Source organism: Weissella sp. DD23, from assembly GCF_001579105.1.
GTDB lineage: Bacteria > Bacillota > Bacilli > Lactobacillales > Lactobacillaceae > Weissella > Weissella cibaria.
In genome coordinates, this window is sequence record NZ_KQ970391.1 from 411,581 (window position 1) to 413,885 (window position 2,305).

Sequence of the window (2,305 nt, forward strand, 5' to 3'; positions counted from 1 at the left end):
CTGTAAATGGCACTAAGGTACGAATGATTGGTAGGAAACGACCTAAGATAACAGCCATCTTACCGTGTTTAACGAAAAAGTCGTTGGCTTCTGCCAAGTGTTCATCTTTGATAAACCGACCAAGCAGCGGGTGTTTAACTAGTTTCAGACCAACTGTTCGGCCGAGGAAAAAGTTCAATGAATCACCTGAAACAGCAGCAATCCAGAACATAATCATTAAGACCCAGTGGTTTAAAATGCTACCATGTAGCGCTGAAATAGATCCAGCCGCAAACAGTAGCGAATCACCTGGTAGGAATGGGAAAATAACTGAGCCCGTCTCGATAAAGATAACCGCAAACAAGGCGACGTATGACCAAACACCCCAGGCATTCACCAAGTTGTTCAAATGAACATCGAGGTGAAGGAACAAATCAATGATGTGAACCATGTCGATTTCTACTCCCGTATATTTATATATCCTGTCGAATGACAACTAGTACTAAGTTTAGCACGTTTTACGACGCTTGAAAGACGCCTTAATGATTATGCTATAATAGCTAAGGAATATATTGAAGAATGTGTGAGGAAAATAAATATGGCATTGCCACAATTTGATTTGGCAGCGGTAGACGGACCTGTTGCTGTGCTTGAGACGTCAAAGGGAACGATTAAGATCCAATTGTTCCCGGCACAAGCACCAAAGACAGTAGAAAACTTTGTTGGCTTGATTGAAAAGGGCTACTACGATGGGATTATCTTCCACCGTGTGATTAGCGACTTTATGATTCAAGGTGGTGACCCAACTGGTACTGGTATGGGTGGTGAGTCACTTTGGGGTGACGCGTTTGAAGATGAGTTCTCTGACGAAGTCTTTAATTTGCGTGGTGCATTGTCAATGGCCAATGCTGGTCCAAATACAAACGGCTCACAATTCTTCATTGTGCAAGCTTCACGTGTCCCAGCAAACATGTTGCGTCAATTAAATGGCTTAGTCCCTGACGAAGTTGTGACAGCATATGGTGCACAAGGTGGTACGCCATGGCTTGATAAGCGTCATACTGTCTTTGGGCATGTTGTTGAAGGTATGGACGTTGTTGATGATATGGCTAAGGTTCGTGTTGACTATGCGGACAAGCCAGTAGAAGCTATTAAGATCATTAAGGCAACGATTGCTTAATCGATTACCCGGCGTGCCGGGATACATATAGAAGATAGACTAATGGTTAAGGAGTGGCACCAATGACATATCGTATTGGGGATGTAGTAGAAGGAACGGTTACTGGTATTCAACCATATGGGGCTTTTGTACAGTTAGACGAACATACGCAAGGACTGATTCATATCTCTGAGTGTCGTTCAGCATTTATTCGACATGTGGGGGATGAATTGCATGTTGGTCAGGTGATAAAAGTGATGGTACTGGATATTGATCAGTACAATCAGAAGATTTCATTATCACGGCGCAGTGTTTTAGATGGTGGCCAAGTTGTGAAATCCGATCGCGACAATCAACGTGTGGATAATTGGCATCACCATTACTGGACAAATCAGCATTTAACAATAGGCTTTGATAGCATTGCGACAACACGGGATGCTATGATTAATGAGGCGCTCGATCGTTTGAAAACGAAACAACGATAAATAGGGGGAAGAGACATGTCAATGATTGCTGGGACAATTGTATTTACGCGAAATGATCAGTCTTATTTTTTAGTGACTGATGAGGTGCCAACACCACGCTTTTACACAGTGAAGATGCACAAACATGCTGGGGATACAGCGTTGGGTTCAATTTTAACTGGTATGAAAGGGGAACTAGGCATTAATTTAGATAACTTACGGCTGGGCGAATTAGCGGCCTGGCATGGTAAGGGATTAGAGACCGCGGAAGATTTAATTTCGTTGTATACCTTCGAACCAATTGATACAACAGATTTTAATATGGATCGATTGGCACTGCTGGGATTGCAATTTATGAATGCAAAAGATGCAGCAGGTTTGCTTACGAATGTTGATATGACAGGTGTGGCACGACTAGATTAGTTTATTTTAAATTAGGGGTTGCAAAATATTCGTAGATTGGGTATTATATTTAAGTTGAGTTTTGCAGGGAATACAATTCAATTGCAAAACCAATCAAATCGAATTGAAATTGGTTGTTGACAAATTAATTTTGATTAGGTAAGATATAAAAGTTGCTTGCGACGGAATATATGTTTCTCGGTTAACGAGTTAGAACTTACTAAAATAAGTTGTTGACATTAAGTTACTAACCTGGTAATATAAATAACGTTGCTGATGAGCGACAACGAGATAGTTCTTT

Annotated in this window: 4 protein-coding genes; 3 read left to right on the forward strand and 1 reads right to left on the reverse strand. The window is 41.2% G+C overall.

Annotated features, from left to right (window positions below; all coding sequences use genetic code 11):
* Window positions 1–430: VTT domain-containing protein (locus tag WEIDD23_RS04435; RefSeq protein WP_062358793.1), on the reverse strand; the 430-nt coding region annotated here is incomplete at its 3' end.
* A gap of 147 nt (window positions 431–577) precedes the next feature.
* Between WEIDD23_RS04435 and WEIDD23_RS04440 the strand changes: the two genes are divergently transcribed.
* From WEIDD23_RS04440 to WEIDD23_RS04450, 3 genes are all read left to right on the forward strand, one after another.
* The gene (locus WEIDD23_RS04440; RefSeq protein ID WP_010369876.1) at window positions 578–1,159 is read left to right on the forward strand and encodes a peptidylprolyl isomerase; all 582 of its coding nucleotides are present in this window, start codon (window positions 578–580) and stop codon (window positions 1,157–1,159) included.
* Between the two features lie 62 nt (window positions 1,160–1,221).
* Window positions 1,222–1,623: a CvfD/Ygs/GSP13 family RNA-binding post-transcriptional regulator gene (locus WEIDD23_RS04445; protein WP_010369879.1), complete on the forward strand. Its 402-nt coding sequence runs from the start codon at window positions 1,222–1,224 to the stop codon at window positions 1,621–1,623.
* 15 nt (window positions 1,624–1,638) lie between these two features.
* A complete protein-coding gene (locus WEIDD23_RS04450) occupies window positions 1,639–2,025 on the forward strand; it encodes a hypothetical protein (RefSeq protein WP_010369882.1) in 387 nt (128 codons plus the stop codon).
* Window positions 2,026–2,305: the final 280 nt, after the last annotated feature.